General features: G+C 52.9%; 20 protein-coding genes. 8 read left to right on the forward strand and 12 right to left on the reverse strand.

Going from position 1 to position 23281, the window contains the following annotated elements:
- Nucleotides 1-33 precede the first annotated feature (33 nt).
- The 3 genes from NMC31_RS01320 to NMC31_RS01330 all read right to left on the reverse strand — a co-directional run bounded on the left by NMC31_RS01320 (nt 34) and on the right by NMC31_RS01330 (nt 3676).
- Nucleotides 34-2322: a catecholate siderophore receptor Fiu gene (locus NMC31_RS01320; RefSeq protein ID WP_253896693.1), complete on the reverse strand. Its 2289-nt coding sequence runs from the start codon at nt 2320-2322 to the stop codon at nt 34-36.
- Nucleotides 2323-2635: 313 nt separating this feature from the next.
- On the reverse strand, nt 2636-2899 hold the full coding sequence (gene mcbA, locus NMC31_RS01325) for a DUF1471 family periplasmic protein McbA (RefSeq protein WP_253896694.1): 264 nt from the start codon (nt 2897-2899) through the stop codon (nt 2636-2638).
- A gap of 159 nt (nt 2900-3058) precedes the next feature.
- The gene (locus tag NMC31_RS01330; protein ID WP_149464502.1) at nt 3059-3676 is read right to left on the reverse strand and encodes a flavin reductase family protein; all 618 of its coding nucleotides are present in this window, start codon (nt 3674-3676) and stop codon (nt 3059-3061) included.
- A 94-nt stretch (nt 3677-3770) separates the two neighbouring features.
- Here NMC31_RS01330 and rlmF point away from each other — a divergent pair, with 94 nt between their 5' ends.
- A complete protein-coding gene (rlmF, locus tag NMC31_RS01335) occupies nt 3771-4697 on the forward strand; it encodes a 23S rRNA (adenine(1618)-N(6))-methyltransferase RlmF (RefSeq protein ID WP_253896695.1) in 927 nt (308 codons plus the stop codon).
- Here rlmF and ybiO read toward each other — a convergent pair.
- The 6 genes from ybiO to rhtA form a co-directional block, all read right to left on the reverse strand.
- Complete coding sequence (gene ybiO / locus NMC31_RS01340) at nt 4694-6913, reverse strand: mechanosensitive channel protein (protein ID WP_253896696.1); 2220 nt, start codon at nt 6911-6913, stop codon at nt 4694-4696. The genes rlmF and ybiO overlap by 4 nt on opposite strands.
- 213 nt (nt 6914-7126) lie before the next feature.
- Complete coding sequence (gene glnQ / locus NMC31_RS01345; protein WP_149464505.1) at nt 7127-7849, reverse strand: glutamine ABC transporter ATP-binding protein GlnQ; 723 nt, start codon at nt 7847-7849, stop codon at nt 7127-7129.
- Complete coding sequence (gene glnP / locus NMC31_RS01350) at nt 7846-8505, reverse strand: glutamine ABC transporter permease GlnP (protein WP_149464506.1); 660 nt, start codon at nt 8503-8505, stop codon at nt 7846-7848. Before glnP ends, glnQ begins: the two co-directional genes overlap by 4 nt.
- A gap of 108 nt (nt 8506-8613) precedes the next feature.
- On the reverse strand, nt 8614-9360 hold the full coding sequence (glnH, locus tag NMC31_RS01355) for a glutamine ABC transporter substrate-binding protein GlnH (protein WP_015965205.1): 747 nt from the start codon (nt 9358-9360) through the stop codon (nt 8614-8616).
- 362 nt (nt 9361-9722) lie between these two features.
- A complete protein-coding gene (gene dps / locus NMC31_RS01360) occupies nt 9723-10226 on the reverse strand; it encodes a DNA starvation/stationary phase protection protein Dps (protein ID WP_149464507.1) in 504 nt (167 codons plus the stop codon).
- Between the two features lie 115 nt (nt 10227-10341).
- Nucleotides 10342-11229, reverse strand: a complete 888-nt coding sequence (gene rhtA / locus NMC31_RS01365; RefSeq protein WP_253896697.1) for a threonine/homoserine exporter RhtA — start codon at nt 11227-11229, stop codon at nt 10342-10344.
- A 354-nt stretch (nt 11230-11583) separates the two neighbouring features.
- On the opposite strand from rhtA, the gene ompX reads away from it, so the two are divergent.
- Nucleotides 11584-12096, forward strand: a complete 513-nt coding sequence (gene ompX, locus NMC31_RS01370) for an outer membrane protein OmpX (protein ID WP_015965202.1) — start codon at nt 11584-11586, stop codon at nt 12094-12096.
- A gap of 135 nt (nt 12097-12231) precedes the next feature.
- On the opposite strand, the gene NMC31_RS01375 is transcribed toward ompX, so the two are convergent.
- Nucleotides 12232-13815 (reverse strand): phosphoethanolamine transferase, encoded by a 1584-nt coding sequence (locus NMC31_RS01375; RefSeq protein WP_253896815.1) that lies wholly within the window; start codon nt 13813-13815, stop codon nt 12232-12234.
- A gap of 270 nt (nt 13816-14085) precedes the next feature.
- On the reverse strand, nt 14086-14211 hold the full coding sequence (mntS, locus tag NMC31_RS01380; RefSeq protein ID WP_015965200.1) for a manganase accumulation protein MntS: 126 nt from the start codon (nt 14209-14211) through the stop codon (nt 14086-14088).
- Between the two features lie 181 nt (nt 14212-14392).
- Between mntS and mntR the strand changes: the two genes are divergently transcribed.
- The 4 genes from mntR to NMC31_RS01400 all read left to right on the forward strand — a co-directional run bounded on the left by mntR (nt 14393) and on the right by NMC31_RS01400 (nt 18202).
- The gene (gene mntR, locus NMC31_RS01385; RefSeq protein ID WP_015965199.1) at nt 14393-14866 is read left to right on the forward strand and encodes a manganese-binding transcriptional regulator MntR; all 474 of its coding nucleotides are present in this window, start codon (nt 14393-14395) and stop codon (nt 14864-14866) included.
- Nucleotides 14863-15981: an anion transporter gene (locus tag NMC31_RS01390; RefSeq protein WP_253896698.1), complete on the forward strand. Its 1119-nt coding sequence runs from the start codon at nt 14863-14865 to the stop codon at nt 15979-15981. Before mntR ends, NMC31_RS01390 begins: the two co-directional genes overlap by 4 nt.
- A 107-nt stretch (nt 15982-16088) precedes the next feature.
- Complete coding sequence (locus tag NMC31_RS01395) at nt 16089-17465, forward strand: glycoside hydrolase family 1 protein (protein ID WP_253896699.1); 1377 nt, start codon at nt 16089-16091, stop codon at nt 17463-17465.
- Between the two features lie 20 nt (nt 17466-17485).
- The gene (locus NMC31_RS01400; protein ID WP_253896700.1) at nt 17486-18202 is read left to right on the forward strand and encodes a GntR family transcriptional regulator; all 717 of its coding nucleotides are present in this window, start codon (nt 17486-17488) and stop codon (nt 18200-18202) included.
- A 175-nt stretch (nt 18203-18377) separates the two neighbouring features.
- Here the strand turns inward: NMC31_RS01400 and ldtB are convergent, their stop codons facing one another.
- Nucleotides 18378-19298, reverse strand: a complete 921-nt coding sequence (gene ldtB, locus NMC31_RS01405; RefSeq protein WP_149464550.1) for a L,D-transpeptidase — start codon at nt 19296-19298, stop codon at nt 18378-18380.
- A 217-nt stretch (nt 19299-19515) separates the two neighbouring features.
- On the opposite strand from ldtB, the gene NMC31_RS01410 reads away from it, so the two are divergent.
- Together NMC31_RS01410 and NMC31_RS01415 are read left to right on the forward strand one after the other, a co-directional pair.
- Nucleotides 19516-21108 (forward strand): ABC-F family ATPase, encoded by a 1593-nt coding sequence (locus NMC31_RS01410; protein ID WP_253896701.1) that lies wholly within the window; start codon nt 19516-19518, stop codon nt 21106-21108.
- Between the two features lie 213 nt (nt 21109-21321).
- Complete coding sequence (locus NMC31_RS01415) at nt 21322-23232, forward strand: M48 family metallopeptidase (RefSeq protein ID WP_253896702.1); 1911 nt, start codon at nt 21322-21324, stop codon at nt 23230-23232.
- Nucleotides 23233-23281 lie beyond the last annotated feature (49 nt).

Below are 23281 nucleotides of genomic sequence, written 5' to 3' on the forward strand. Positions count from 1 at the left end.
TTATCAGAGAAGCGCAGCGCTCCCGCAATGTAATTAGAAATGCACGTTTGCCGTTAACAGGAACGTTCTCGGCTCGCCTGGATGGTAACGGTAGCCGCTCTTGTTAATCGAGGCGACATAATCCGTATCAAACAGGTTGTAGACGTTCAGCTGCAAATCGAGATTGCTGTTGATGCGATAGCCCAGCTTGGCATCTGCGACCCAGTAGCCTTCGGTGTAGGACGGCGTACCGACGGCACCATCGCTGCCACGGTGCATGCTGCCCACGTAGCGCGCGCCTGCGCCTACGGAGATATCACTTGTTGCCTGATACTGCGTCCACAGGGTAAACGCGTGTTCTGGCGTGTAAGGCAGGGCCGAACTTCCGTCCTGCGCTACGTTTGCGCCTTCCTGAATCGAGGCTTTTTGCTGGGTGTAACCGCCAATGACCTGCCACTCCGGGGTGATGTTACCCGCTACAGACAACTCATAGCCTTCAACGCGTTTTTTTCCATACTGCGAATAGGTACCGTCGTCATTCGCAGCGACTTCATTTTCGATATCGGTGCGGAACAGCGCGGCGGTCAGCAGCAGGCGCTTATCAAACAGCTCCCACTTGGTACCCACCTCACTTGTTTTCGCTTTTTGCGGTTTAAAGTCGGTGCGGTTGGCGCTGTTGCCCGTGCCGCCCTGTGCCAGTGCGAAATTACTGCCGCCCGGAGGCTGCTGGGAAATCGCGTAGTTGACATAGATATTGCCCTGTTCGGTCAGGTGATAGAGCGCACCGGCTTTCCAGTTCACCAGATTGCCAGATTTCGCCGTATCAACGGTTTTGATCGGTGAACCTTTCGGGGTTCCGGTCGGACAGGTTAAGGCACCGCGGCCAGAGCCGCCACAAGCAGTTGAACTGTCGTACTCGGTGCGGTAATTATCCAGACGGATGCCGCCATTCAGCTCGAAATCATGGGTGATTTGCAGTGTATCAAAGGCATAGATGCCGAAAGTATCGGTCTGGCCGTTGGCGTTCGCGCCGTTACGGTGCAGGCTGCCGACGTTGATATTGCTGTTCGGGCTGTAGATATTCACCGGCGGCGCGGTAATGGCATTCACGCCGTAGTTGGTTTGCGTCTCGCGGGTGAATTCTACGCCAGTGCTGATATCGTGACCGACCGCACCGGTATAAAACTTCGAGGTCAGGTTGGTCTGGTTGGTGAGGATCTTGTTGCTCACGTCTTTGGTGTTCGGCGTACGGGTCCAGGTCCAGCTTCCCACGTTGTTCGGGTCCGGCATGGCGATATTTTTGGCACCGCCCATTACCGCCGTCATCAGGTAATCCTGCTTCACGCGTGACCAGCGGGTGGTATTGCGAATTGTCGTGGTGTCACTGAAATCATGCTCGAAGCGCATGGTGGCGGTGTCGGTAGTGGAATCGTCGTAATCGGAATCCGTCCCGTAGAAGTTGCTGGTGTTCACCTTACCGGAACCGTTGAGGGCGGAGGTGGCCGCATTGGGCGCAGAGTAGCCCGGTAGACCGATAGTCGGGATGCCGCCATCCGGGGTGTTGTGCTGGGTAACGTGCAGGTAGTTGAGGTAGAGGCGATTCTCTGTTCCCAAACCGAAAGCGACGGAAGGTGCAACGCCATAGCGTTCGTTCTGCACTTTGTCGCGGCCTGCGTCGTGAGTTTTCTCGCCCATCACGTTCAGACGCACGGCGGAGGTTTCACCGATTGCTTCGTTAATATCAAGTGTGCCGCGACGGAACCACGCACTGCCGATGCTGGCAGAGGCGTCGATCCCGGAGTCCAGGCGCGGCTGCTTGCTGATCATATTGATTGAACCGGTTGGCGCGCTGCGACCATAGTCGCTGCCCGAAGGCCCTTTGATCACTTCAACCTGCTCAGTGTTGAACGTATCGCGCGAGACGCTGCCGATATCACGCACCCCATCAACGTAAATACTGTTTGAAGTATCCGCACCGCGCATATAAATGGCGTCACCCGTCGATGAACTTCCGTTTTCCCCGGCGAAGAACGCGCCTACCCCCGGCACGTTTTTCAGCGCATCGGTCAGGTTATTGACGCCCTGATCTTTTAACACCTGGTCGGAAATCACGGTAACGGTACGTGTCGTATCCGCAATCGGGCGGCTGAATTTCGGGTCGGCGGATTTTTGTGGCGCGTAGAGGGAAGGGGCCTGCGCCTCCACCACCAACGTATCGCCGGGTTTTTGATCTTTACTGTCTGCGGCAGCTGCCTGACCAACCGGGGTTAAGCCGATACACAGGCCTGTAAAGAAGGTGAGCGAACTAAAGCTGTTGAACGGTAAATTGCGATTATTATCCATATTAATGAGCGTCTTATAATTTTTAACGAGCTGTTTTTACGATGACAACAGGGCACTTCTTAGCCCTGGTCATGGCAGGTTTTACAAATACGTTTGATAATGATTGTGAGAAGCATTATCAAACGCGTAACTTTCTAACACTCATTTATGGAAAAATAAATACAATAATTTACATTTGCTCCTTTTTTTATACATAAGGCGCAGAGTACGAGGGGACTTTCTCCTGCCAGCAGAAAAAAACAGCGTAAAGCGGGGAAAAATAGAACTGCCCGATGCGGGCGCTATCGGGCAGGGGAGTGGGTGTGTGAAGCCATTATTTATAAATGGTCGCTGTGCCAAACATCTTGTTATTGCCGCTCGCGGATTCCACGACAAAACCTTTTGCCCCCTCTCTCTGCGCTTTTTCCGCGAGTTTTGCTTCCAGATCGTCAAGCGAGCTGGCACCTGAGGCTGAAACCGTACCGGCCGGGCGGAGTTGCCCGGTGTTATCACCATCAAGGGGTTGCGGAGCGGCGACGGTAGAGAAGGTAACGACGGCAAACGCGCCTGCGACAAGCAGGGCGAGACTCTTCTTCATAAAAACATCCTCCAGTTACGACGGGGTAACCCAGTAAGTGTAGGCGGTGATGAAGAGGCTTTATCCGCAAAAAATCGTGCAAGATATAGGGCTTTTTTGAATGAAATAAGTTGACAAAATACTGACAAATCAGCCACATACAAGTGGCTGATTTTAAAGCTATCGGCGTGCGTCCGGGCGGATGAGATCGAAGCGGTGCGCTTCATCAATGGTGTAGTAGGCGGAGGGCCCACCGGCTCGCAGCACCGGTTTTGCGCGAGCGGTTTGATAGATGCCTTCTTCAAGCAGGGATTCATCAATATGAATACCGACGACTTCACCCAGCACCAGCCAGGTGTCAATGGCTGCACCATCCGCAGCCGTGAGCTGGATACATTGTGATAATCGACACTCGAAATTCACCGGGCTTTCTGCGACTCGCGGAGCACTCACGAGACGACTCGGCGCGGCGGTTAAGCCCGCGCGAATAAATTCATCTTCCCCGTGCGGTAACGTGGCAGAGGTCTCGTTCATAGCGACGGCAAGATCCTGCGTGGTCAGGTTCCAGACGAACTGTTTAGTTTCCATGATATTCTGCACGCTATCTTTCCAGCCGCTGCTGGCGAAGCCGATAATCGGCGGACGATAATTAAAGCAGTTGAAGAAGCTGTAGGGCGCGAGATTACGTTTTCCCTGCGCATCCTGCGAGGATATCCAGCCGATTGGGCGCGGCCCGACGATGGCGTTGAGCGGGTCATGCGGCAGCCCGTGCCCCTGTGAGGGTTCATAGAAATACATAGCGTACCTGTTATTTGCAAAGGTATTCCAGACTCCCTTATTTACCACGCCGCCGTCAACGGGTATCTTACGCGGCTTAAGACAGGAGAAAGTCATGAATGCCCAAAAACCGGGTCTACACCCGCGTAACCGTCACCATAATCGCTACGACCTTACCGCACTGTGCCAATCGTGCCCGGAACTGCGTGAATTTATCACCCTGAATCCGGTCGGCGAGCAGACCATTAACTTTGCCGATCCGCAGGCGGTAAAGATCCTGAATAAAGCGCTGCTGGCGCATTTTTATGGCGTCAGTTCGTGGGATATTCCTGACGGTTTCCTGTGCCCGCCGGTTCCGGGGCGAGCGGATTACATCCATCATCTGGCCGATCTGCTGACCGATGAGAGCGGTAACGTGGTGCAGGGCGCGAATGTGCTGGATATCGGTGTGGGCGCAAACTGTATTTATCCGCTGATTGGCGCACATGAGTACCGCTGGCGCTTTACCGGCAGTGAAACGCATCCCCAGGCATTTGCCAGTGCGCAGGCGATTGTCAGCGCCAACCCGTCGCTGACCCGCATGATCCGCCTGCGTCGTCAGAAAGATAATGAATCCATGTTCAACGGCATTATCCATAAGAATGAGCAGTACGATGCTACGCTGTGCAACCCGCCATTCCATGACTCCGCAGCAGCAGCGCGCGCCGGTGGTGAGCGTAAGCGCCGTAATCTCGGCCAGGATCGTAACGATGCGCTGAACTTTGGCGGTCAGCAGCAAGAGCTTTGGTGTGAAGGCGGCGAAGTGGCGTTTATCAAGAAGATGATTGCTGAAAGCCGCGACTATGCCCGTCAGGTGATGTGGTTTACCTCGCTGGTGTCGAAAGGCGAAAACCTGCCCCCGCTGTACCGCGCATTGACGGATGTCGGCGCGGTGAAGGTGGTGAAAAAAGAGATGGCCCAGGGGCAGAAGCAGAGCCGCTTCATTGCCTGGACCTTTATGAACGACGAACAGCGCCGTCGCTTCCTGACGCGTAAACGCTAGAGCGTCGGTTCCGCTGGCGGCAGCCCCGTGTCCGGCGGGGTAATGTTCCCGGGCGCGGGCAGCACCTGATAGGTCTGTACCGGCGGGCGCACGCCCGCGAGATCAAAGTGTTTTTTCACCATGCTGTCCAGCGCGAAGCGCACCGACCACTGTTTTAACGGCAGCGTGGTAAAGGTGACGCGCAGCGTAAAGGCAGTATTGGTGAGCCCGACAATGCCGGCAAACGACGGTTCGCCAATAATCAGGCCGCGAATATCCTCCATCTGCATTAATTCATCCACCGCATCCTTCAGGGCCTGATTGGCTTTTTCAGTTTCTTCATGACGGTCAACATCGTAGTTCGCCACCACGGAGCCAATGCCGCGTACAAAGTTGGCGAAAGTGGTTATCGATGACCACGGAATGATGTGATACGCCCCGGTATCCTGACGCACGCCCACCGAACGAATCGACATGCGTTCCACCGTGCCCGTCAGCGGCCCGATGGTGACCAGATCACCGGTATTCATGCCATTCTCAAACTGAATAAACACCCCGGTAATAATATCCTTTACCAGGGTTTGCGCACCGAACGAAATAGCCAGGCCCAGCGCCCCGGCACCGGCCAATAGCGGTGCGATGTTAACGCCTATCTCAGAGAGCAGGATCATCACCGTGATGGTGCTAATGACCACCGCCAGCGCGTTACGGAACAGCGTCAGAAGCGTACGTGTGCGTGCGCTGGGCAGCGGTCGGCCATGAATATCCGAGGCCAGTCGGTTCTCAATCAGGCTGGCAAGCACCGTCCAGCCGACAGCGGAGAAGAAGAGAATTAGGGCGATGCGGATCAGTACATCCACCGTTTTCTCACCTGCTCCCTGATGCAGCCAGCTCCAGAAATCGAACAGTCCCCAGGCGCTGAGAAGCAGCATAATCGCCACACAGACAACCAGCGTGCGCGCGGTTTTCAGTGCGCCGGATAACCAGCCGTTAAGCCGCTTTTGCAGTTCCGGATAATTACGCTGTGTCTCCGGTGAAAGAGTGATGGTTTTAGCTATCCAGCGTGACAGGATACCGGAAATAAACGCGGCGATACCCATAATCGCCAGGCTTTTCACTGACGCGCCCATCATAAATTTCAGGCTGTTGCCCGGATCGAACAGGGAAAAGAAGAACAGCACAATGAAGTAAGCGCTCGCCAGCCAGTGCCACACCAGCGCAAATGCGCGGATGAACAGGCTGAAAAATGCCAGTGAGCGGTCGGCAACCTGTAATAAGCCGTCGGTAATCGCTTTTTTGTTATGAAAAATCAGATACAACGCCCACAGCGTAATGGACAGCATAATCACCACGTTCGCCATCGCGCCCGCCTGTACGTTGACCTGATTAGAGATAATCGGTACGGCGACCACCAGGCCGTAACCAATTAAACTGCTCAGCGCGCTAAGGCGTAAGTTCCAGTAATGCGCGGTTTGGTCACTGATGGCAAAGGGGCGAAGATCCGGTACCCGCGGGCAGAAAATCAGGCGCAGCAAGGCTTTGAAAAACTCAATCAGTGCAAAAGCATTGAGGAACAGACTTTGCTGGAAGGCGATGGTGCTGTTTCCGCCATTTAAATGGTCGCTCAGTAGCTGGCCGATAAACAGCGTCAGCGCCAGTAGCAGTAAATCGATAATCAACGCGCCAGTGATCATCGCTGGAAGCTGCAACCAGTTGCTGCGGTCACGGTTTTTGTGCCGTCCCCAGCGTCCCATTTTTCGATACAACGGCAGGGCGCAAAGGCGCACCAGGCCATAAAAGGCAAAGACCAGCGCCGCCAGCATCAGAAAATGGGTCACGGCATTGAAGAAGGTCGCCGTGTGAAACGGTTTATGCGGTGCGGTAGAGATGTTGCGCCACAACTGGGCGAAACGGGTAGAGAATTCGCCGCCGTAGTGACGCGTCACATCCGTCACGTTCTCCAGAACCGTTTTTTCGTCTTTCACATCCGGTGGCGTCAGGGTCGGCGCGGCTTCCGGAGGGGGCGTGGCGGCAGCGTGGCGTAGCTGTTCAATCAGCTCTTTGCGCGACGCGTCGTTTTCCAGCACATCGGCAAGCGCCGAATAGGCCGCTTTTTTCTGCGCGGCATCGGGCTCGCTGGCGGCGGTTTCGCTGGTGGTTGACGTAACGCCGGGGATAGTCACCGCATGCAGAGGCGAACTGAAAAGGGCGAGCAAAAACAGCAGGATGTATGGCACGAGTCCCTCCGAAAGCAACACTCACAAAGGGATAAGTATAGTTTGCGAGGGGAAGGGGGAGGGATTTTGGGAGAATACTGGTGTGGAATGTAAGACGGTGCGCGTTGTTGCCCTCACCCCGACCCTCTCCCACGGGGAGAGGGAGAAAGATCGCACCGGCCTCACCGCTTGCACGGTCAGTCCCCTCTCCCTTGAGGGAGAGGGCCGGGAAAATTACGATACGTGCTGCAAAAACTCCTGCAAGCGCTGGCTCGGCGGGTTTTTTACCAGCACCTGCGGGTCGCCATCTTCGGCAATACGGCCTTTATCGATAAAGATCAATCGCGATGCCACTTTCTCGGCAAAGCCGATTTCGTGGGTTACGATAACCATCGTCATGCCTTCTTCCGCCAGATCCTGCATCACTTTTAGCACTTCATGGCGCAGTTCCGGATCGAGGGCAGAAGTGGGCTCATCAAACAGCATCATCTTCGGTTTCACCGCCAGCGCACGGGCAATCGCCACGCGCTGCTGCTGGCCGCCGGAGAGTTCAGACGGATAATGATGCGCGCGTTCCGCCAGGCCCACTTTCGCCAGCAGCTCTTTCGCCAGTTTTTCCGCATCAGCTTTTTGCGCGCCACGCACGCGCAGCGGACCGAACATCACATTTTCCAGCGCCGTCAGGTGCGGGAAGAGATAGAACTGCTGGAACACCATCCCGGCTTCCTGACGAATCAGGCGCTCATCCACTTTCGGATCGTTAACCTTCAGTCCATCGACAATCAGATCGCCGCTGGTGATCTCTTCGAGCTTATTAATGCAGCGCAGCAGCGTGGATTTACCGGAACCGGAAGGCCCGATAATCACCACCACTTCGCCCTGTTTCACGTTGAGGTCGATATTGTGCAGCACCTGGGTCTGTCCGAAGTGCTTGGAAACGTTTTTAAATTCAATCACAGGATTTTCATCCTTCTTTCAAGAATGCGAAGCACGATGTTCAGCACCTGAGTAATGATCAGGTAAATCACACCGACGGCGGTCCAGATTTCCAGCGCGCGGAAGTTACCGGCGATAATTTCCTGACCGCTGCGAGTCAATTCGGCGGCGCCGATCACAATGAACAACGAGGTGTCTTTGATGCTGATAATCAGCTGGTTACCCAGTGCAGGCAGCATACGACGAACCGCCAGCGGCATGATCACATGGCGAATGGTTTCGCGACGAGAGAGCCCAAGCGCAAGCCCGGCTTCGCTGAAGCCCTTGTGAATCGATAACACAGAACCACGGGTAATTTCCGCGATATAGGCGCCAGAGTTGATCATGATAGTGATCACGGCAGCGGAGAAGGTATCGATACGAATGTCCGGGAAGGCCATTGGCAGGGCGAAGTAGATATACATCACCTGAACGACAATTGGCGTGCCGCGAATCACTTCGATGAAAATCAGGGCAATGTGGTTCGAAATCCAGCCGCCATAGGTACGTGCTAAACCGGCCAACAGACCGATAACAATACCCCCGGCGAGGCCAAGGATCGAAATCCACAGAGTCATTTTGGCGCCATCCAGCAAAATTGGAATGGCCGGCCAGATGACGCTCCAGTCAAACTGCATAATGTGTTCCTGTTACCGTGGTGGAAGAACAATAGCCCACTAAAAGGGTGTGCTAAAAAACGTGCCCGGCGCGCAGTGCGCAACCGGGCACGGTAATCTCAGTCAATCTTATTTAGGCTCAGTACCGAACCATTTTTTGTAGATTTCGTTATAGGTGCCGTTTTCGCGCAGGGTTTTCAGCGCGCCGTTCACTTTTTCACGCAGCTCGTCGTTGCCTTTGGAGAACGCAATGCCGTAATCCTGTGCTTCCAGTGAATCGCCTACCGCTTTGAACTGGCCATTGCCTGCGGTTTTGATGAAATAGAGAATGTTAGGGGTATCGTGCAGTACGGCGTCAGCACGGTTAGTGCCGAGTTCCATGTATGCGTTATCAATGTTCGGGAACTGACGCAGATCTTTGGTTTTGATATTGGCTTTCGCATAATCCACGGAGCCCGTGCCGCTCTTCACAGCAACCACTTTGCCGTCCAGATCTTTCACGCTTTTCACGTCGTTGTTGTTGGCTTTTACCATCACCAGCAGGCCGCTTTTGTAGTAACCGTCAGAGAAATCGACCGCTTTTTTGCGCTCTTCCGTGATGGTGATACCGGCCAGCGCCAGGTCAACGTTTTTGGTTTGCAGTGCCGGGATGATGCCGCTGAAATCCATTGGTTTCAGGGTGTAGTCCAGTTTCAACTCTTTAGCGACAGCGGCCCACAGGTCAACGTCGAACCCCACGTATTTATCACCTTGCTTGAACTCAAACGGAACGAACGCCGTATCGGTTGCCACAACCAGTTTTTTCTCAGCAGCTTGAGAAGAAACGGCAAATGCCAGGGTAAGTGCAGCCAGGGAAACTTTAAACAGAGACTTCATAACATTTCCTTTTATATCCACGGGGCAATCCCCTGCGAGAACGTACGAGCTATGAAAAAATCATGCCAACTTTTTAACTTATTGTTTTGCAACAAAAGAGAAAACGCGTGAAGCACGATTTCGGCGATCGCCAGATGACAACGCACCATAATGGGGCCTTTCTATGGTGCAGCATGACGATTTTGCGATTCATGCTGTTTTTTAACGCAAGTGGTGGTGATAAAACAATCTTTTATTAACGATTGTGTGAGGTAATTATTACAAATGGTTTACTTGGGCGAGGGTTTTTAACAGAAGGGTGCACCTGGATGGTGCAAACCCTCTCATCGGGGTGATGAGAGGGTCATAAGGATAACCTATGGTTATTCGATGTTAGCTTCGATGAACCACAGGAATTTATCCAGGTCACGGGAAGCAGCGGTCAGGATATCCGCAGTATCTTCGTCTTTCGCTTCTTCAATCGCTTTACGCACGTCGTTAGCAACGATGGCATAACGGTCAGCCAGCTCTTTCAGATGGTCCTGAACGCTGTGGATGTCGAGCGGGTAGCTTTTCAGCGGAGTTTTGCTGTTGATGACCTGGGTGGTGCCCAGCGCCACGCCGCCCAGCTGTACTGCACGTTCAGCCATGGTATCCAGATGATCGGTAAGCGCAGTCCTGAAGCCATCCAACATTTCATGAACGGCAATAAAGTTAGCTCCGCGCATATTCCAGTGGGCCTGTTTAGTAATCAGAGACAGGTCAATGAACTGGATCACCTGGCGATTCAGCAACTCGACAGTGGCTTTTTTCTCGCTGTCAGCGACATCGTTGCGGGTATAAAGCAGATTAGATGCTTTTGATTTGACCAGTTTAGCGGTACTCATAATCTCATATCCTCTTGATGTTTTGTGTTCCAGTATTAACTGGCAATAAGTATAGCACCGAGTTTGGGATAGAAAATTCTGACTCTGCCTATCGGTCTAATAGCGACATTAAGCTTTAACTCACATCAACTTTCTGGATTTTTGTTTCGCGACGCATGGTGAGGGTTGACCCCATCGATGCGGCAATAATGGCAGCCAGCGCCAGAGTTTGCGTACCCGTCAACGTTTCCCCGAGGAAAATCATCCCTGAAATGGCGGCGAGACCCGGTTCGAGGCTCATCAGCGTACCAAAGGTGCGGGTGGGCAGGCGCGTCAGGGCGAGCATCTCCAGTGAATAGGGCAGGGCTGTGGAAAGTACCGCGATGGCCAGGCCGACCGGTAGAATTGACCAGTGCCAGGAGACATCGACAGATTGCAGCACGCCCAGCGGCACGAAGATCATGGCGGCGATTAAGGAGCCCATCGCGACAGTCGCCGGGCCATGTTCTGCGCCTGCGCGTTGACCGCTGAGAATATAGATAGCCCAGCCTGCACCAGCGCCAAGCGCCAGCAGTGCGCCAGTAAGATCAACGTGGGCGACATCCTGCCCCAGCGGCAGCAGGAACCAGAGCCCAAGCACCGCGAGGATAACCCAGATAAAATCGACCGGACGACGGGAGGCGAACAGCGCGACCGCAAGTGGGCCAGTAAATTCCAGTGCAACGGCGATCCCCAGCGGAATGCGCTGAATAGAGAGGTAGAACATATAGTTCATCGCGCCCAGCGACAGCCCGTAGAAAAGCAGGGGAAGACGCTGCTCTTTAGCAAAACGCAGTCTCCACGGCTTAAAGACGATAACCAGAATCAGCGTGCCAAGCGCCAGACGCAGGGCAGTGACACCCGGAGCGCCAATTAATGGAAACAGCGTCTTCGCGAGTGAGGCGCCGCTCTGGATAGAGAGCATCGACACGATGAGAACAAATACGGGCATCCATGCGGGAGATTTACGGAGCAAGCCAGACATCTTTTTCCTGTCAATTTGTGTCAAACGGAGTAAAAAAAGCAGTGTAAATGAAATACCAGGCTACGGTTGAGGAATTGTTGAAAAAAATCTGCCCACGACCCGTTAGAATGTCCTTAGTCGATGGATTATTAATCTGTCAAACTAGGAATTATCTGGAATAATGTGATGAAATCACTGTGTGATACTAGTCTGGTATTTCGGGAAAACCTGTGATGTTTGAATGAGATAACTCTGCCTGGAAATTTTTGGTTACATCAAAGACAGGGTTAGACATCACAAGTTCGAAAGAGTTTCCTAACAATTTTTGATATATTTAAAACTTACGGATTTACTTGAAGCACATTTGAGGTGGTTATGAAAAAAATTGCATGTCTTTCAGCACTGGCCGCTGTTCTGGCTGTATCCGCAGGTACCGCAGTAGCTGCAACTTCTACCGTTACTGGCGGTTACGCTCAGAGCGATATGCAGGGCGTTGCTAACAAAGCTAACGGTTTCAACCTGAAATACCGCTATGAAATGGACGACCAACCGCTGGGCGTTATCGGTTCCTTTACTTACACCGAAAAAGACCGTAGCTCCAGCGACAACAACTACCATAAATCACAGTACTACGGCATCACCGCAGGTCCTGCTTACCGTCTGAACGACTGGGCAAGCATCTACGGCGTAGTAGGTGTTGGTTACGGCAAATTCCAGACTGCTGATCTGCCGAACAAACACGACACCAGCGATTACGGCTTCTCTTACGGTGCGGGCCTGCAGTTCAACCCGATCGAAAACGTTGCTCTGGACTTCTCTTACGAGCAGTCTCGTATTCGTAGCGTTGACGTCGGCACCTGGATTGCCGGTGTTGGTTACCGCTTCTAATCACTTCGGTGATATGAAAAATCCGCCCTTGTGGCGGATTTTTTTTGCCTGCATTTTGCCGGGGGCGCTGCGCTTGCCCGGCCTACAACCGCATCGATTCGTAGGCCTGATAAGCGAAGCGCCATCCGGCATGTGTTAACGGCTCTTTGTGGTAAACAGGTCCGTACCCAAATGGTTGTAATCCACCTTCTGCAACTGGAAGTTGGTGATGTACACCGGCCCGGCTTTCTGTTCAGAGATAAAACGATAGCGCTGGCTAATTTCTTTCGCTTTGATGCCCGTCCACTGGGCGAAGAACCCAAGGAAATCATTCGCTGAACGACGCGCTTTAATCACTTTATGCGCTTTGTCATCACTCGACAGCACCATAAAGGGCACCTGGAAATTCTGCTGGAATTTATCGTCGTGCGCCAGGTACTGCACCTCTTTTCCGCGCTCTTTAAACGCCAGCCCGTGATCGGAGAAGTACACCAGCGAGAAGCTGTCGCCGCTGTTGCGTAGCTGATCGTACAGCTGGCGCAGCAAATCGTCGGTTTGCGTCATGGTGTAGAGATAACAGGATGTCTCTTTCGATTGCACAAACACATCATACTTGCCGTGCGTGCGGTCGCAGGCCTGTGGGTGAGAACCCATCAGATGCAGCACGATAAGCTGCGGTTGAGTACGCTGTGACGCGAAGACCTGTGCGGTCATCTTCAACAGCGCGGTGTCCTGCGTATTCTTATCGGCTTCAAAATCGCCGCTTTTGAGGAACTGCACTTCATCTGCGCGTTTCGCGATGCTGGCGATTGCCGTGTCATATTCGCCGATTTGCCCCTGGTTGGAGAACCACCAGGTCTGGAAACCTGCGCGGTTAGCGAGAGTAACAAAGTTATCCTGATACTGTGGTTTGCCATCGACCACGCGGTTAAGGGTCAGCCCCAGGGATTTCTGCGTGGAACCGCTGGCGGCAATGTAATCGCTAAACAGATAGCCATTTACCGAGCTGGCAAACGGTGTGTTGTCCCAGTGGCCGCCAAACGCGCCGAGCGCATCGCGACGCGCGCTCTCGCCAATCACCACGACATAGGTGTGATATTTCGGCTTCACGGCGGTCACCGTCCAGGTATCCTTCATTTGCGCGAACTGCGCCATGCGCTGCTGCTCGTCAATCACCTCATTGTTGTTAACGATGACATCCTTCACGAAGCGAAATGCCGGGTAGCCGGTATCTTTGAATTTAAAAACGCCGCCCCATGCCAGGTTTTGAATCGGCTGCACGAAGAAGGCGCAGACGCTGAATATCAGACATAGGGTTTCCATTTTACCCCAGCGTTTTACCGGGCTGGCCTTGCGGCGCACGGCAATGACGCCAAGCGCAAAAATAAACAGCGCCACCAGATAGCTGTACCAGGGGAAGATGGTAAACATTTCGGTGGATTCTTCGACGTTCGTCGAGTGCAGCGCCAGCAGGGTATTAAAGTTCGGCGCGCCGTAGGCCTGGCTGAACGGGAAATAGAGCGCCGCCACCAGTGAATAAAGACCCAGCACCACTTTCTGGACTGTTGGTGCGGCTCGCCACACTAAATGGAGCACGCAGGTAAATGCCACCGCATACAACAGGCTGAAAGGGTAACCCAGCGCCAGGTTGATCAGCAGTGATTGCAGGAAATAGAGACCCGTCCACGGACTCAGGGTAATTCCACGGGCGGCGAGAGTTTCTTTCAGCGTGACATTCATAAATCGCAACTATAAAAACGCCATGTGCGTCCCCTGGCGTCAAGGGGCTTTTTTGCCGGACATTATTGCGTAAAGAGAAGGGGAAGCTCCGCATCTGCGAGCCGCAAAAGTGCAGGGCCGCACGAAGATAAAGCGCGCGCTGTTTTTGGTCAACTACCCATAACAAAATGTTTTGCGAAGGCGATTACAAAAGCGGAAGAAATGTGGGGTTTTTAAGCATGACAGGGAAGACTGCCAGAGAAAAATGAAGCGGCGTACCGCGACGCCGCGTTAATTGGGTTTGTTGTCCTGCTGAGGTTTGCTGTTGATCATGTCACACAGCATGTTAACCAGCATTAAGCGGACTTTAAAAGGAGAGTGACTAAACACGCGTAAACACCTCTTGAATTCGTTCATGATAACCTCCTGCTTTTGCGCTCGTCGTTCCGTGATGAGTGATTGCATTACATACAGATATAGCACAGGCTATATTTTATAGCTATGGCTAAACGTTAAATTTTTGTACTCAGAGCACGATCCATTACAATGGGGGCAATTTATAAGATGCTTTGACGCGTCACACCGATGAGGAAGTGCTATGAACCGCCGCGCAGGTAAGCCAACAACAAAAAAAGTGACGCAGCTGGTGAATGTGGAAGAACACGTTGAAGGGTTTCGTCAGGTGCGTGAAGCGCATCGCCGCGAGCTGATTGATGACTATGTCGAGCTGATTTCTGATTTGATCCGTGAAGTGGGCGAGGCGCGTCAGGTGGATATGGCCGCGCGACTGGGCGTGTCACAGCCGACTGTCGCGAAAATGTTAAAACGTCTGGCGGGCGTGGGGCTGATCGAGCAGATCCCATGGCGTGGCGTTTTTTTAACGCCTGAAGGCGAGAAGCTGGCTCAGGAGAGCCGCGAGCGTCATCAGGTTGTCGAGAGCTTTTTACTGGCGCTGGGCGTCAGCCAGGATACCGCCCGTCGTGATGCCGAAGGCATTGAACATCATGTCAGCGAAGAGACGCTGGACATGTTCCGTCAGTTTACCCAAAAACATGGGCAGTACGTTGAATGACACCTCCTTTTATTCGGTCGCTGGCGCGCGATCGTTTTCTGCATCTGTTGCTGCTCATTGGCATAATCCTCACGTTTCTGGTTCCGTTTGCCCCGGCGCGCTGGCCTGCCGCGATTGACTGGCACACCATCATTACCCTGAGCGGTTTAATGCTGCTCACTAAAGGCGTTGAGCAGAGCGGTTATTTTGATGTGCTCGGGCGTAAGATGGCGCGGCGTTTCGTTACCGAGCGACAGCTGGCTATCTTTATGGTGCTGGCGGCGGCGTTGCTATCGACCTTTCTGACCAATGATGTGGCGCTGTTTATTATTGTGCCGCTCACGCTGACGCTCAAAAAATGGTGCGCCATTCCGGTTAACCGCTTGATTATTTTCGAGGCGCTGGCGGTGAATGCCGGTTCACTGCTCACGCCCATCGGCAACCCGCAGAATATTTTGCTGTGGGGCCGCTCCGGCCTGAGCTTCCCGGCTTTTACATTGCAAATGTTACCGCTGGCGCTGGCGATGATGGCGACGCTGCTCGTTCTCTGCTGGTGCTGTTTTCCGGCGAAAAAACTGCAATTTCAAAGCAGCGATGCCACACCGTCATGGCGGCCAAAGCTGGTGTGGTGCTGCCTGGCCTTCTATCTGGTTTTCCTCGCGGCACTGGAGATGAAGCTCGAACTGTGGGGGCTGGTGTGCGTGGCCGTGGGCTTCCTGCTGCTGGAGCGGCGCGTGGTTTACAGTGTCGACTGGTCCCTGCTGCTGGTCTTTATGGCAATGTTCATTGATGTGCATCTGCTGACGCAACTGCCTGCATTGCAACATTCACTGCAAGGCGTTGGGCAACTGTCGAATGTTTCTTTATGGCTCACGGCGATCGGTCTTTCCCAGGTGATCAGCAACGTGCCGTCAACGATTTTGCTGCTTAATTATGTCCCGCCCTCCATTCTGCTTGCCTGGGCGGTGAACGTCGGTGGTTTTGGCCTGTTGCCCGGATCGCTTGCCAACCTGATTGCGCTACGCATGGCGAACGATCGTCGTATCTGGTGGCGCTTCCATCTCTATTCTCTGCCCATGCTGCTGTGGGCGGCGTTGACAGGCTACGGTCTGCTACATCTCCTCGGTCAACTTTAATCTTTCGGACAGGCTCACAAAATGTGAGCCTTTTCATTGCGCCGCACGCTGTCTTCTAATATGACTAGCCATATATATTATTTGACTAGTCATATTTTGAGGGCGTCATGATGAATACACTGCCAGCTGATTTTCTTTGGGGAAACTCTGTTTCCAGCATGCAAACCGAAGGCGCATGGAACGAGGGCGGTAAGGGGATGTCGGTGTATGACATTCGCGAGCCGAAAGAGCATGCCTCTGACTGGAAGGTCGCCACCGATAGCTACCATCGCTTCGACGAAGATTTTGATTTAATGCAGGATCTGGGCATGAACTGTTATCGCTTCCAGATTGCCTGGAGCCGCGTTTGCCCGGACGGCGATGGTGAGTTTAATGACGAAGGGATCGCGTTTTATCAACGCTTTATCGATGGGCTTGTCGCGCGCGGCATCGCGCCGATGATTTGCCTCTATCATTTCGACATGCCGCTGGCGCTGGCGGAAAAATACAACGGTTTCACCGATCGCCGGGTAATGGACGCGTTCATCCGCTATGGCAAGAAGATGATCGATTGCTTTGGCGACCAGGTGACCTGGTGGCTCACCTTCAATGAACAGAACCTTTACCATATGCCGGAAGCATTTTTGATTTCCGGTTATATGCAGGGTGAGAAAACGTTACGCGAGCTTTATCAGATTCAGCACCACGTGATGATGGCGCACGCACATCTCACACACTATCTGCATGAAACCAAACCCGGCAAGCTGATGGGCGGCATGCTGGCGCACGCCCAGGTGTACCCGGCAACCTGTAAACCGCGCGATGTGTTCTGCGCCCGTCAACTCGACGAATTCTTCAATCAGAATCTGTTACGCGCGTTTGCGGGGCAGGGCTACAGCCCGGAAGTGATGGCATTTGTCGAGAGAGAAGGTTTGCGTGATATTTATCGCGAAGAAGACCTCGCCGCATTGGCGACGCTAAAAAATGATTATATGGCCTTCAGCTACTATGCCAGCCGCACGTTGAGCAGCGATCCCATTCCGGAAGGCACTGCTGTCAATAACTATATGATCTTTGGCGATACCCCCAACCCGCATCTGAAAGCCACCGAATGGAACTGGCAAATCGATCCGCTTGGGTTCCGCAGCATCATAACGCGATACTATAACGACTGGCGTCTGCCGGTCTTCCCGATAGAGAACGGCATCGGGGTGATTGAATCCTGGGATGGCGAAACGCCCGTCGCCGATGATTATCGCATCGCCTACCATCGCGACCACATCAACGCTATGAAAGAGGCCATTTTTGAGGATGGCGCACAGGTGATAGGCTATCTGGGCTGGGGGTTAATTGATATTCTCAGCTCCCAGGGCGACATGCGTAAGCGTTATGGCGTGGTGTATGTGAACCGGGAAAACCATGATTTGAAAGATTTGCGCCGCGTGCCGAAGAAAAGCTACGCGTGGTTAAAGCGGGTAATTCACAGCAACGGCGAAGAGATGTAACACCTATTAAGGAGCGGAAGATGGCGGCGAAGTATCTCTCCATCGCACAGGAAATTAAGCAGCGTATTCTGAGCCAGCGCTACCCGGCGACAGAACCGCTGCCCGATCAGCTGGCGCTGGCGGCTGAATTCAACACCAGCCGCATGACCATTCAGCAGGCGATGCGGCAGTTGATTGTTGAAGGCATTATCTATGCGCGTCAGGGGCAGGGGACGTTTGTGCGTAAAAACTTTCGCCAGCTTTCGCAGTGGGATGTCGCAGGTAGTGACTATTTCGGCGCAACGGAAACCTGGCGACATCTTGGTGAAGTAACAAGCCAGGTGATTGCATTTGAGGTGCGCTTCCCGGATGAAAAAGAACAAACCTCGCTGCTGATCAGTGCCGATGCGCCGGTGTATGACTTTATCCGCCTGCGTTTAGTCAACGGTGAACCGATTTCGCTGGATATGACAGTAATGCCGGTCGCGTTGGTGCCGGGGTTCAATAAATCACATCTGGAAAGTTCGGTATTTCGCTACGTGCGCGAAACGCTGGGCTTAAAGATGATGGGCTCATATCGTGTGGTGCGCGCCTGTAAACCGAATGCCCGCGACAGAGAGTATCTCAACTGCGACGAGACTGACCCGGTGCTGGAACTGGAGCAGGTTATCTATCTGGAAGACGGTACGCCACTGGAGTACGCACACTGTCATTATCGTTACGATCATGGCGGGTTTGTGATGGTGAATAATGGGTGAGGGGAGTGCGCGCTGGTGCCCTCACCCTAACCCTCTCCCACAGGGAGAGGGAACCGAATGTGCTCGTTTTTCTCCCTCTCCCTGTGGGAGAGGGCCGGGGTGAGGGGAAAAAAACGCACCAATACCCAAAAAAATGGCGAAGCATCAGCTTCGCCATTTTCACATCTGAACCGAATCAGTTCAGACGAATCGGCACACCGGCACGGTTCTGAATCGCCTGACTCAGCACGTCCTGATCTACGTCAGACTGAGAGGTCACTTTCTGCACCGCAGAGTTCAGTGTAACCGGAACGGTTTCACCGCCTTCAAACTGGGCTTCAGTCGTTGACAGCGGATTGTGAACTTCAATGAAGCGGCTACCATCGGGTTCTGTGGTGGCTTTCACCGGCTCATCAATAAACTGGACGCGAGTACCGACTGGTACGCTTTCGAACAGGAACTTGATGTCTTCGTTACGCAGACGCACACACCCGTGGCTTACGCGCAGACCGATACCAAAGTTGGCGTTAGTGCCGTGAATCGCATACAGGCGACCGATGTACAGCGCGTAGAGACCCATCGGGTTATCCGGGCCAGCCGGAACCACTGCTGGCAGTGGGTTACCCGCGGCGCGATATTCCGCGTGCATTTTCGCTGTCGGCGTCCAGGTCGGGCCCGCTTTCTTACGTTCTACTTTGGTGGTCCAGTTAATCGGCGTGTCTTTGCCCAACTGGCCGATACCGATTGGCAGCACGATGACCGTGTTAGTGCCTTTCGGGTAGTAGTACAGACGCATTTCCGCGCTGTTGATCACGATACCTTCATGCACGGTATCCGGCAGAATCAGCTGCTGTGGAATGGTCAGTACGGTGCCGCCTTTTGGCAGATACGTATCCACGCCCGGGTTAGCTTCCAGCATGTTGGAAAGCCCCATCTGATACTGCGCCGCAAAGTATTCCAGCGGCTGCTTGTTGTTTTCAGGGATGGTGATCACCTGATTCTGACCAATGACACGACTACCATCCGTCGGTAACGGATATGTCACTGCGGATGCGGTTTTACAGAAGCCAACGACTGCAAGCGCCGCAGCGAAAAGTGTTGTTAATTTCATGTTCATGTTGTTCGAGATATCAGTGCCACTCAGGCTGTGGTTGGAAAATCGGATGTATGATGGAAGCGCATTATATGTGCATTCCCGGCAACAGGGAATTCAGATGTGTACGAAATCACATTTTTTTCACTTAGGTGACAGTTTAGCCCGTTACGAAGGCGGGCGATTTTAATTCGGAATTGTGGCATAATAGGCGGTTTGTCACATTCCTCAGGATACTTCCGTGTTAGTTACCAGCAACGTTACCATGCAGTTTGGCAGTAAGCCGCTGTTCGAAAACATCTCCGTCAAATTTGGCGGCGGCAACCGTTACGGCCTGATTGGCGCTAACGGGAGCGGCAAATCTACCTTTATGAAAATCCTCGGCGGCGACCTTGAGCCGACGCTGGGCAACGTCTCTCTCGACCCGAACGAGCGCATTGGTAAGCTGCGTCAGGATCAGTTCGCCTTCGAAGAGTTCAGCGTTCTGGATACGGTCATCATGGGACACGGTGAGCTGTGGGAAGTTAAACAAGAGCGCGACCGCATCTATGCACTGCCGGAAATGAGCGAAGAAGACGGCTATAAAGTGGCCGATCTCGAAGTGCTCTACGGTGAAATGGACGGTTACTCCGCTGAAGCGCGCGCCGGTGAACTGCTGCTGGGCGTGGGTATTCCGCTGGAACAGCATTACGGCCCGATGAGCGAAGTCGCACCTGGCTGGAAACTGCGTGTGCTTCTGGCGCAGGCGCTGTTCTCTAACCCGGACATTCTGCTGCTCGACGAACCAACGAACAACCTGGATATCGACACCATTCGCTGGCTGGAGCAGGTGCTGAACGAACGCGACAGCACCATGATCATCATTTCGCACGACCGTCACTTCCTGAATATGGTCTGCACCCACATGGCGGATCTCGACTACGGTGAGCTGCGCGTCTACGCCGGTAACTACGACGAATACATGACCGCCGCGACCCAGGCGCGTGAACGTCTGCTGGCCGATAACGCCAAGAAAAAAGCGCAGATTGCTGACCTGCAATCCTTCGTCAGCCGCTTTAGCGCCAACGCCTCTAAATCTCGCCAGGCAACGTCCCGCGCGCGTCAGATTGATAAAATCAAACTCGACGAAGTCAAAGCGTCGAGCCGTCAGAACCCGTTCATCCGTTTTGAACAGGATAAGAAACTGTTCCGTAACGCGCTGGAAGTGGAAGCCCTCAGCAAAGGTTTTGATAACGGCCCGCTTTTTAAAGGCGTTAACCTGCTGCTGGAAGTGGGCGAGAAACTGGCGATTCTGGGGACCAACGGCGTCGGTAAATCCACGCTGATGAAAACCCTGGTCGGCGATTTAACCCCCGACACCGGTACGGTGAAATGGTCCGAAAACGCGCAAATCGGCTACTATGCGCAGGATCATGAATTCGAATTTGAAAATGACCTGACCGTCTTCGAATGGATGAGCCAGTGGAAACAAGAAGGCGATGATGAACAAGTGGTGCGCAGTATCCTCGGTCGTCTGCTGTTCAGCCAGGACGATATCAAGAAACCGGCGAAAGTGCTTTCCGGTGGTGAGAAAGGTCGTATGCTGTTCGGTAAACTGATGATGGAAAAACCGAACGTGCTGGTGATGGATGAACCGACCAACCACCTGGATATGGAATCCATTGAATCCCTGAACATGGCCCTGGAAATGTATCCGGGCACGCTGATCTTCGTCTCTCACGACCGTGAGTTTGTGAGCTCTCTGGCGACACGCGTGATTGAAATTACGCCGGAGCGCGTGATTGACTTCACCGGTAATTACGAAGATTACCTGCGTAGTAAGGGTATTGAGTAATAGGAAGGCTGGAAGCGCAGAGCGCGATTTGTGTTTCCAGCCACTTTTTATTTTCCCCCGTTTCAACGCTATTCTTTTATAAAAACCAAATTTTAATTTCAACGCATTGCTGAGTTATAATAAATTTTGCAATGTGATTTATTTATTAAATATATAAAGCGATGCAATTGGATTGATTAAAAGTATTCTTCATTTAAATGGATGACGTTTTCTATGGAAAGAAAAAGAGTGTTTAATCTTTTTTATACCCCGCTGTTTCTCTTTATATATGGATTATGGAAATGCTGGCGGGCAAGTGATACTTCTGATGATATAGAAATCGTCCAGTTTGGATTAGCCATGCTGGCGCTTCTCTTAAGTCTGGTCGCGATGTTTATTCTGGGGAGCGCGGTGATAGCGTGTAAGGCCAGTGCACGCACTTCGCAACGTTCCCAGGATGTGCTCATCCAAAAGTTTACTCTCTGCCGACGACTACTGCCCTTCATGATGGTTGGTGAAATTCTTTTTTGTGGCCTCGCGTCCGTTGCCTTAGTGCTCTCAGAAATTATCTGGACTATGGGTCATGTAGAGATGAATGGCGGCGGTATGAAATTGCTGTTCGCCATGGTATTAGCGGTATTTGCCATACTCTGGATGATCATTAAAAGTTTCTTTTCTGTGCGTAAATGCTTTGCGCTATTTGAGCCTGAAGATTTGCGGGTGTCAGGCGTCAACCTGCCGGAAATGCAGGCGCCTGAACTTTGGCAGTGGGTTAGACGCCTTATCTCCCAGGGGCGGCTTACGCTACCGGATAACATCGTCGTCGGTTTTTTTGACGGCTTTTATGTCACGGCCAATCCCGTACAAATTGAAAAGGGCGAGCGCTTAACGGGTAATACACTCTATTTACCGCTAACATATTTGTCGCTCCTTAATGAAGCAGAGATTGCCGCCGTTGTGGGGCATGAGTTAGGTCACTTTACCGGCGAGGATACGCAGTACAGCCTGCGCTTCGCGCCACTCTACGCGGGCATGCAAAATAGCCTGCAACAGATGGCCAAAAATATGCAGGATGCCTGGATAGACCGCCTGGTACTGTATTCCGCCCTGGATATGGCGATGTGGTTTTTACAAACATTCCATGAGACGGTGAACCACTGGAGCCGCATCCGGGAACTGGCCGCAGATGAGGCCGGGGCTCGCGTATCATCCTCAGCGACCTTCGCCTGCGCATTGCTAAGAATTACGGCGCTAAGTGAACCTGTCGAACGCTACCTGGAAGCCGTCCTTCGCGGACGCGCGAACAGTGATAATTGGGCTAATGGGCTTGTACTTGCGTTGCAAAAGCAGGGGGGGCTTGATGTCCTTACCAGCATTGATAATGAAATATCGCATCCCATGGATAGCCATCCCACGACCCGCGCGCGTATCACTGCCCTGAATCTTTCTCTCAATGAAGAGCTGCTTTCCCGCGCTTCTCGTGTTATTACGCCAGAGGAGAACCTCTTCTTCCCTGCGTTGCTGGGGCCTGTGGCTACCGCTTTATCTTGCGAGATCTCTCAGGAGATTGAACCACTGCGCGCCGAGATACGCGAGGAACTCGAGGCAGAAGCATCACTGGCGACAGAAGCGAAGGCCATATGGTCCTCCTCATCGGTTGCATGGGCTATAATGATCGTGGGTATTGTGCTGATATTCGGTGGGGGCTATCTGGTGCTCTTTCAACACCTTAGCGCAATATGCTGGCTGTTTACCTTAATCGGGCTCCCGCTGGGTATACTGGGTAATGTGACATTAAACCGGGCACGTCAGCCGTTGTTCATGTTGACGCCGCAAAGTATTACCAGCCCCTATCTTACGCAGCCACTACCGCTGGAATACATTGAACGTTATGAGGTAGTCGTCATCTCCGGCGTCGCGATGCTTCATCTTTATGTGCGACATGGCGATAAGCTTAATATCACCACCAAACGCTTTATGCAGGTATTCCGTTATGAACCTCAGGAAAGCCGGGTCGTTGTCGTGGTGAACAGCCCCTGGTATGAAAAAGAGGGGCAAAAAGTTAAGCTTGATGCTGTAACGATGTCGCAGATCGTTGGGCAATATATTTCATCTGCGTATGCGCGCGCGGAATTGAGTAAATAGTAGAAGTGTTCTTGCTGTGATGCCGGACTGAGTCCGGCATTTTTTATTT

This window comes from Pseudocitrobacter vendiensis (assembly GCF_943590815.1).
GTDB lineage: Bacteria > Pseudomonadota > Gammaproteobacteria > Enterobacterales > Enterobacteriaceae > Pseudocitrobacter > Pseudocitrobacter vendiensis.

What these genes read in the sequence shown, in the direction of transcription:
- NMC31_RS01320 (WP_253896693.1), bottom strand. Translation starts at nt 2,322, where the DNA reads ATGGATAATAATCGCAATTTACCGTTCAACAGCTTTAGTTCGCTCACC.
- mcbA (WP_253896694.1), bottom strand. Translation starts at nt 2,899, where the DNA reads ATGAAGAAGAGTCTCGCCCTGCTTGTCGCAGGCGCGTTTGCCGTCGTT.
- NMC31_RS01330 (WP_149464502.1), bottom strand. Translation starts at nt 3,676, where the DNA reads ATGTATTTCTATGAACCCTCACAGGGGCACGGGCTGCCGCATGACCCG.
- rlmF (WP_253896695.1), top strand. Translation starts at nt 3,771, where the DNA reads ATGAATGCCCAAAAACCGGGTCTACACCCGCGTAACCGTCACCATAAT.
- glnP (WP_149464506.1), bottom strand. Translation starts at nt 8,505, where the DNA reads ATGCAGTTTGACTGGAGCGTCATCTGGCCGGCCATTCCAATTTTGCTG.
- glnH (WP_015965205.1), bottom strand. Translation starts at nt 9,360, where the DNA reads ATGAAGTCTCTGTTTAAAGTTTCCCTGGCTGCACTTACCCTGGCATTT.
- dps (WP_149464507.1), bottom strand. Translation starts at nt 10,226, where the DNA reads ATGAGTACCGCTAAACTGGTCAAATCAAAAGCATCTAATCTGCTTTAT.
- rhtA (WP_253896697.1), bottom strand. Translation starts at nt 11,229, where the DNA reads ATGTCTGGCTTGCTCCGTAAATCTCCCGCATGGATGCCCGTATTTGTT.
- ompX (WP_015965202.1), top strand. Translation starts at nt 11,584, where the DNA reads ATGAAAAAAATTGCATGTCTTTCAGCACTGGCCGCTGTTCTGGCTGTA.
- NMC31_RS01375 (WP_253896815.1), bottom strand. Translation starts at nt 13,815, where the DNA reads ATGAATGTCACGCTGAAAGAAACTCTCGCCGCCCGTGGAATTACCCTG.
- mntS (WP_015965200.1), bottom strand. Translation starts at nt 14,211, where the DNA reads ATGAACGAATTCAAGAGGTGTTTACGCGTGTTTAGTCACTCTCCTTTT.
- mntR (WP_015965199.1), top strand. Translation starts at nt 14,393, where the DNA reads ATGAACCGCCGCGCAGGTAAGCCAACAACAAAAAAAGTGACGCAGCTG.
- NMC31_RS01390 (WP_253896698.1), top strand. Translation starts at nt 14,863, where the DNA reads ATGACACCTCCTTTTATTCGGTCGCTGGCGCGCGATCGTTTTCTGCAT.
- NMC31_RS01395 (WP_253896699.1), top strand. Translation starts at nt 16,089, where the DNA reads ATGATGAATACACTGCCAGCTGATTTTCTTTGGGGAAACTCTGTTTCC.
- NMC31_RS01400 (WP_253896700.1), top strand. Translation starts at nt 17,486, where the DNA reads ATGGCGGCGAAGTATCTCTCCATCGCACAGGAAATTAAGCAGCGTATT.
- ldtB (WP_149464550.1), bottom strand. Translation starts at nt 19,298, where the DNA reads ATGAACATGAAATTAACAACACTTTTCGCTGCGGCGCTTGCAGTCGTT.
- NMC31_RS01415 (WP_253896702.1), top strand. Translation starts at nt 21,322, where the DNA reads ATGGAAAGAAAAAGAGTGTTTAATCTTTTTTATACCCCGCTGTTTCTC.